Genomic DNA, 7,007 nt, shown 5'->3' with positions numbered 1-7,007 from the left:
GACGCGACATCTGCGCATCCGTCAGCCAGAAAAGATCAGACATGTTCACCGCTCGTTTTTGAGCCCTGAATCATGCCGCGCGATAGAAATCAATGGGTCCTGACCCCAGGGCAGAAAACTTGTTGTCGTAATCGGGGATCGGGCCACGATCTTCTCGGGTATAATATGGCGCCTGATACATCACCGCGGTCTCATCGGTCGAGCTGGCACCCAACAGAATGGTGTCGGCTGCATCCGTCGCCTCACAGGCAGAAATCAGCGCCGTGGCCGCATCTGTGCCACCATAGATAGCTGCGCGGCGCTGGCCCTGCGTTTGATCAATTGGCGGACGCGGTCGAAACGGCCCGCTCCGTCGGTCATGCCCCGCGCGGTGCATTGCGCCTGGCGATGACCGATTTCGTCTACGAGCTCTATGTCAGCAACGCATTGGAAAGCTTTCGAAGCACCTATCCTGACATCGAAATCGAGATGGCGTTTACCGACGCTCTGACCGATCTGTTGTCAGAAGAACTGCATGCGGGTTTCCGTTTAGGAGACCGTATCGCCCCCGACATGGTCGCGGTCCGGCTCAGCCAGTCTGAACCGCTCGCCGTTTTGGCCAGTCCGACATATCTAGAGCGGCGCGGTATTCCAAATACACCAGCCGAACTGCTAAACCATGATTGTATTCGCTATCGTTTTCCCACCTCGCGTCAAATCGCACCCTGGACATTCGTTGACCAATCTCAGGACTACACAGTCGAGGTCACAGGCCCGTTGATCGTCAATACACTACCGGCAGTCGTCGATCTGGCGTTGAAGGGCCATGGGCTGATATTCACCTTCAGGGACTATTGTGCAGATCAAATCGCACTAGGGACCTTGGTGCCCGTCTTGCAGGATCACTTAGGCAATACACCCGGCACCTACATCTATTTCCCCCGAGAATACCGCAACATGGTTCCGCTGCGATTGTTCATTGATCACCTGAAATCTTCGGTTCTGGACCGGGCATAGATCAGCCGGAGAGCGCCTGCGGTAAAACGAAAGGAATATCTGTTGGTGGTAGAGTGTTGATGGGTAAATCGATACCATAGACCTGCTTCATGGTTTCAGTGTTCAGAACCTCAGACACTGTGCCCGACATCCACATGTGACCTTCGGACAAGACATAGACCAGATCGGCAAACAGCGCCGTCAGGTTAAGATCGTGCATTACAACAACAACGCCGCCGCCTTTCGCCGCGAAGTCGCGCGCGATACCCAGGACGGTGAACTGATGCGCGATGTCCAGGCTGGCGACAGGTTCGTCTAACAGCAACCAACGGGGTTGATCCTGATCCCTTGCCTCCCAGACCTGGGTCAACACGCGGGCCAGTTGGACACGCTGCTGCTCTCCGCCCGACAAGTTTTGATAGGATCGGTTTTCAAACCCGGCAAGATCGACATGTGCCAAGGCCTGCGATGGCAAATCCTCTTCCGCAGCGGCCAAGCCATTGGACAGCCCAAGCCGCACAATTTCGTGTACGGTAAAAGGGAAAGCCACCGTCGTTTGCTGCGGCAGCACACCCCGCATCGCCGCCAATTCCCAAGGGCGTAGCTTTGCGATGTCGTGGCCATTCAGCAAAACGGTTCCCGTGCCCACCAGCTCACCGCTCAGTGTCTTCAGCAGGGTTGATTTGCCTGACCCGTTTGGACCGATGATTGCCGTGACCTGCCCGGTTTGGGCTGTAAATTCCACGCCGTGCAGAACCTCTTTGCGTCCCAGACGGACACGAATGTTTTTTGCCTGCATCATGGCTTACATCCCCATCTGCCCGTGGCGTCGCAATAAAATCCAGAAAAAGACCGGCGCGCCCAGTATCGCTGTGACGATTCCGATGGGCAGCTCTGCCGGCGCAACGATGACCCGGCTGATCATGTCGGCACATAACAGCAACGTTGCCCCCAACAGGGCCGAGTTCATCAATAGCCGGTGGTGATCAGGCCCGGTGCTGAGTCGCAACAGATGCGGCACAACAATACCGATAAACCCAATACCGCCCGACACAGCAACCGCAGCCCCGGTGGCCCCTGCAACCGTTAGAACCGCGATGTTTTTGCAGCGCTGCACCGGGATGCCCATATGATGGGCAATCGCCTCACCCATCGCCAGACCATTCAATGCGCGCGCCAAGAACTGTGTGCAAATGATGGATGCCAGAATGATCGGGGCTGCCGTTGAAACCTTGGCCCAGGTCGCCCCGGCAAGCGACCCCATACCCCAAAAGGTCAGGTCCCTAAGTTGCTGGTCGTCAGCCAGATAAACCATGACGCCGGTCACCGCTCCGAACAATGCAGCCAGCGCGATCCCTGCCAGTAGCATTGTGGCGACCGAGGTCTGCCCCTGCCGGGTTGAGACACGATAAAGGATCAATACCGACGCCCAACCACCCAGGAACGCGGCAAGTGCGATCAGCCCGTCCCCGACCCAGGCCAGCAATGTGACAGGAAGCAAGCCGCCAAAGACAATGGCTGTGATCGCACCCAGCCCAGCCCCCGCGCTGACACCTACTATACCAGGGTCCGCCAGCGGGTTGCGAAACAATCCCTGCATCACCACCCCGGAGACAGCTAGGGCCGCTCCGACCAGGACGCCCATTGCGAGGCGTGGCAGGCGCACATCCCACAGGACGACCCTGTTGAGATCGGATAGGGGACGCCCCTGGATCAAGTCCGAAACGGCCGTGATCAAAGAGGCTTGGGATGCGCCGACAGAAACGCTGATCGCACTGGTCACGATCAGCACCGCTATCAAACCCAGGGTGACACGTCTGGCGCGAACACGGCGATCCTGAATCTCGGTGCGCGCTGGCGCGCCGTCCAGAGCCAAGGTCATGATCCGTTCACATCCTGCAATGCAGCCGAAAGATCTGCAATTGCCTCGGCGGTGCGCGGACCAAAGCCCAGCAGATAGGCCCCCGGCATCCTGATCAAAGAGGTGGATCGCCCTGCTGGTGTCAACTGGATCGCAGGCAGGGAAAACAGGTCTTCGTCCGAAACCGCATGATTTCCCTGACGCTCCATCATCAGGATCACATCCGGGGCGGTGACGGCAAGCGCCTCGGGCGTGATGGGTTTGAACCCCTCGACCGCGGCAGCAGCATTGATACCACCGGCCATCTTTATGATGCTGTCCGCCTGCGTGCCTGCACCGCCAACAGTGATGTCTCCATCACGTGCGTTCAATATGAACAGGACACGTTGCCGATCCTGCCCGGCCAGGTTCTGCGCATTGCTTTCCGCCAGCGCCATCTGCTTAGACGCTTGGGCGGCCAGCGCCTCGGCCTCGGCCTCAACACCCAATGCGGCGCCAATGGTCAGGATTTTCTCGACAACCCCATCACGCGAAAAGGTGTCGGCTACGGTGACATAATCCACCCCTGCTTCTTGCAAGACTTTGATCGCATCCGGCGGGCCGGACCCCTCCAGCGCCAAGATCAGATCGGGCTCAACCGACAGCACGCCCTCGGGCGACAAAGCCCGGCGATAGCCCACGTCCGGCAATTCAAGCGCGGCTTTCGGATAGGTTGAGGTTCGATCACGGCCTACAAGCCTGTCTTGCTGGCCCAGCGCATAGATGATTTCCGTCACCGAGCTGCCAATGGCGATAACGCGTCGGTCTTCTGCCAGCGTGGTTCCGGCAGACAGGATCAGCGCCGCGATAGAAGAGATGAGGATCCTCATTTCTTGACCTCTTGTTCCGACAAAGTAGGCAGCCCATCAACCAAAGCGTTCCAGGCCGGGCGGTGATCGGTTTCACCCGAGCGACGCCCGAAGATCTGGAAGATCAGCCCACCTTTGGCATCGAACACCTCGACCGATACGGCCGGGCCACGCTGCGTCGGTTTGTTCACGGCCCAAACCTCGGCAATATGGTCGGTGCGCAGGTGTAGATTGAACTGCGGATCAAGCACGTTGAACCACGGACCCATCTGTTTCAGCGTTTCAACCGGGCCACCGTGAATTTCGATACATCCCCGGTTGCCGACAAAAACCATCACCTCAAGGTCTTGGTCGCACACCTGTTCGAATATCCCGGCGACAATATCGGTTTGCAGTGGTCGTGTCAGAGGTGCGCCTGCGATACGATAGGCCCCCAGCCGGTTCATCTTGAGCTTTGAGGTCAGGCGCATGAACTGATGCGTATCCGTCATCTTCGCCCATTCGCTGCGCAGGATATCAGCTTTTTCGGGGTTGGCCTTGGGTGTCTCGGTCGCTTTGCGCGGCTCAACCGATAGGGTCTGCGATTGATCCTCTGACGCCAGCGCCCGCGTCAGATGCGCCCAGTGATCCAGATCAGAGCTGTCGCGCAGGAATATCTTGTGCACGGCATCACCCGCAGCATCAAACACCTGAATCGAGCGGCGCATTCCCGCATCGGTCTCACGCTCGACCGCAAAAGCATGTTTCCAGTGGCTGGGGAACATGCGCAGATCAATTGCTTCGGTCAGAACCATCGCGGCATGAGCGCCTGAATGGTAATTGTCGTATTGCCCGACCTTTTCGATGACACAGGACGGGTTGCGCGTTAGCGCCATGACCTCGCCCAAACCGTTCAACTGACCAAACAGATCATCCAGATTGGCCGATATCCGGGTCGCCCCCTGCCCCACAAACGCTGCAACCAGCTGTCCTTCGGTCAAGCCGAGCGATTCCGCCAAGTCCCGATCCCGCTTGCCCGCCTTGTTGACATAGGCCTCGCGGATATCCTGAGGGGCCATAAGCACCTGTTCCATAGTCGGTTTCCCATCTTTTGGTGGTTTTGAAGATGCTGGCCCGGTCACTGACGCCGTCAGTAACCCGCTGGCAGAAACTGCTTAAACAGTCACGAAATTTGTTGACTATTTTAGTAAGCTTTATTAACGAGCACAAGTCATCGTCAAATGACGATTCTGAAAGACACCAAAAAAGACTGACTAAAGCCAGCGGCTTGCAAGCATTTCCAGTCCTTACACATGCATAGGGGGACAGATATGCGTGCGCGAATCCATATGGCAGGCCTGCTGGGCACTGCCTCTTGCCTAAGTTTGATGACAGCCGCAGCCTGGGCGCAGGAACAGGATGACGGTTTCTTGGGCACGCTGGAACTGGGCGAAAGCAAACGGGAAATCCAGACCGACACGGCGGTGCCTATTACCAATATTGATCAGGAAGAGATCAATGACCGTCAGGCCAATACCGTTGCCGAACTGATCGATACCGTACCCGGCGTGACGCTGGTGAATGGCTCGACCCCGCAAGGGTCAGGCATCAACATCCGCGGCTTCGGGGCCAATGGCACCTTTGGCACCGATCAGAAGGTTCTGATCCTGGTCGACGGCGCCACCACCGGCGCGGAAGAGCTGTATCGGATCGGCAACCAGTTATTCACCGATCCACAGCTTTACAAAAGCGTATCCGTGATCCGCGGTACCGTTGGATCGTTCGAGTTCGGCTCGGGCGTTGTCGGCGGTGTGGTTCAGCTGGAAACCAAGGATGCGTCCGACTTCACAGGCGGCATTCCCGGCGTCAAACTCCGCCAACTGCTCGAGGCGTCTACGAACGGAAATGGTTTTGTCTCGTCGTCGATCCTGGCCTGGCAACCCAATGAACAAACCGAATTCCTGTTGAGCTACACCTATCGGGATCAGGACGATCAGGAAGATGGAAACGGCGATACTATCGGCAATAGTGAATTCACGCTGCCGTCCTATCTAATCAAAGGTAAGTACAGTTTTGGCGACAATCTGGAACACTCGATCACGGCGTCCTGGAACAACTCGACCTCGGACGAGAAAGACGTGCCTTACGACTCGTTCAGCGTCACGGCAGACTCTTTTGGCAATGTGGATCGACGGATTGAAAACCGGGTTGCCATACTGCGGTATCAATACCAACCGGCTGGAAATGATCTGGTCGATCTGGACGTGAACCTCAGTTACTCCGACCAGAAGATCGACAATACCTACATCTCAGGCTCATCTCCTCTGGAAGGATCGCCATTCTTCCCCAGGCTACTGGATCTGGCCGAGGCTGAACAGCGGTACGAGACGACAAAACTCACAATCAAAAACACGGCCTATTTCCAAACCGGTATCGCCTCGCATGATCTGCGCGCCGGGGTCGAGTTTATCGATCGCGATCGCTTGGATGGCGGCGATGCTGCCCCCGGCGGGACAGATCGTCGTTTCGCGATCTTTGCGGTTGATGACATCAACATAGGTGACAGCCTGACCCTCACCCCGGCCATACGCTACGAGAAACAAGATATCTCGGGCGATTCAGATGCGACACCACCGCTGAACGCAAGCTACGACAACGATGCGCTGATGGGTGGCCTGTCTGCGCGCTACGAGTTCAGCAATGGCTTTGCGATTTTTGGCAGCGGGGCTTACACGGAAAACCTGCCCATTATTGACGATCTCGGCACCGTGGCCTTGATGAATCAGTCCGAAAAGGCGCGGACATGGGAAGCGGGTTTTTCCTATAGTGCGGGCGATGTCTTTGCCACAGGCGATGTCGTGCGCGCCAAGGTGAATGCCTATGACACCACCCTGTGGGACATCACATCCTACCGAAACGTGGACAATGTCAAAGCACGCGGCGTGGAAATCGAAGCCTCTTATGCAAGTGCAGGCGGTTTCTACATGGATTTCAACACCAACATCGTCCACGCGACCGAGTCGGATGCCGGCGTCGAAACCCGTTGGCGCAACGAACCCGCCGACACGGCGCGCCTAACCGTCGGCCAGCGCTTTGGTGAAACACTCGACGTCAGCTGGGAAATCCTTGGATCCCGTTCCGGGTTCGACTCGTCGGGCGATCCTTTGGGTGGTTTCGGCGTGAACACACTCCGCGCCAGCTACTTCCCGCAAGAAGGGGCTTTCAAAGGTTTCGAATTCTATGCCGGGATCGAAAACATCCTGGACAAAGATTACCAGGGCAGCCTCTCGTCGCGCCGCGCACCCGGCCGGAACTTCAAGTTCACCGTCGCCAAAACCTTCTGA

General features: G+C 57.2%; 7 protein-coding genes. 2 read left to right on the top strand and 5 right to left on the bottom strand.

Features of this window, described 5'->3' with window-relative positions:
- Positions 1-70: 70 nt before the first annotated feature.
- Complete coding sequence (locus tag ABLN87_RS20840; RefSeq protein ID WP_353013907.1) at positions 71-376, bottom strand: hypothetical protein; 306 nt, start codon at positions 374-376, stop codon at positions 71-73.
- Positions 377-387: 11 nt separating this feature from the next.
- Here ABLN87_RS20840 and ABLN87_RS20835 point away from each other — a divergent pair, with 11 nt between their 5' ends.
- On the top strand, positions 388-996 hold the full coding sequence (locus ABLN87_RS20835; protein ID WP_353013906.1) for a LysR substrate-binding domain-containing protein: 609 nt from the start codon (positions 388-390) through the stop codon (positions 994-996).
- A 1-nt stretch (position 997) separates the two neighbouring features.
- Here ABLN87_RS20835 and ABLN87_RS20830 read toward each other — a convergent pair whose 3' ends face one another.
- The 4 genes from ABLN87_RS20830 to ABLN87_RS20815 are packed head-to-tail and all read right to left on the bottom strand — an operon-like array spanning position 998 to position 4,757.
- Positions 998-1,777 carry a heme ABC transporter ATP-binding protein gene (locus ABLN87_RS20830; RefSeq protein WP_353013904.1) on the bottom strand — a complete coding sequence of 260 codons (780 nt, stop codon included), beginning with the start codon at positions 1,775-1,777 and terminating at the stop codon, positions 998-1,000.
- Between the two features lie 3 nt (positions 1,778-1,780).
- Entirely contained in the window at positions 1,781-2,857 is a 1,077-nt protein-coding gene (locus ABLN87_RS20825; RefSeq protein WP_353013903.1) for a FecCD family ABC transporter permease, read from the bottom strand.
- Positions 2,854-3,705, bottom strand: coding sequence for a heme/hemin ABC transporter substrate-binding protein (locus tag ABLN87_RS20820; protein ID WP_353013901.1), 852 nt, complete (start codon positions 3,703-3,705; stop codon positions 2,854-2,856). Before ABLN87_RS20820 ends, ABLN87_RS20825 begins: the two co-directional genes overlap by 4 nt.
- On the bottom strand, positions 3,702-4,757 hold the full coding sequence (locus tag ABLN87_RS20815) for a hemin-degrading factor (RefSeq protein WP_353013899.1): 1,056 nt from the start codon (positions 4,755-4,757) through the stop codon (positions 3,702-3,704). The genes ABLN87_RS20820 and ABLN87_RS20815 overlap by 4 nt, the downstream gene beginning before the upstream one ends.
- Positions 4,758-4,994: 237 nt before the next feature.
- On the opposite strand from ABLN87_RS20815, the gene ABLN87_RS20810 reads away from it, so the two are divergent.
- A complete protein-coding gene (locus ABLN87_RS20810; RefSeq protein ID WP_353013897.1) occupies positions 4,995-7,007 on the top strand; it encodes a TonB-dependent receptor domain-containing protein in 2,013 nt (670 codons plus the stop codon).

This window comes from Ruegeria sp. SCP10, from assembly GCF_040329495.1.
In the GTDB taxonomy this organism is placed as follows: domain Bacteria; phylum Pseudomonadota; class Alphaproteobacteria; order Rhodobacterales; family Rhodobacteraceae; genus Ruegeria.
Note: the sequence above shows the minus strand (reverse complement) of the source record. Positions and strands in the feature narration are given on the sequence as shown.

What these genes read in the sequence shown, in the direction of transcription:
- ABLN87_RS20840 (WP_353013907.1), bottom strand. Translation starts at nt 376, where the DNA reads ATGCACCGCGCGGGGCATGACCGACGGAGCGGGCCGTTTCGACCGCGT.
- ABLN87_RS20835 (WP_353013906.1), top strand. Translation starts at nt 388, where the DNA reads ATGACCGATTTCGTCTACGAGCTCTATGTCAGCAACGCATTGGAAAGC.
- ABLN87_RS20830 (WP_353013904.1), bottom strand. Translation starts at nt 1,777, where the DNA reads ATGATGCAGGCAAAAAACATTCGTGTCCGTCTGGGACGCAAAGAGGTT.
- ABLN87_RS20825 (WP_353013903.1), bottom strand. Translation starts at nt 2,857, where the DNA reads ATGACCTTGGCTCTGGACGGCGCGCCAGCGCGCACCGAGATTCAGGAT.
- ABLN87_RS20820 (WP_353013901.1), bottom strand. Translation starts at nt 3,705, where the DNA reads ATGAGGATCCTCATCTCTTCTATCGCGGCGCTGATCCTGTCTGCCGGA.
- ABLN87_RS20815 (WP_353013899.1), bottom strand. Translation starts at nt 4,757, where the DNA reads ATGGAACAGGTGCTTATGGCCCCTCAGGATATCCGCGAGGCCTATGTC.
- ABLN87_RS20810 (WP_353013897.1), top strand. Translation starts at nt 4,995, where the DNA reads ATGCGTGCGCGAATCCATATGGCAGGCCTGCTGGGCACTGCCTCTTGC.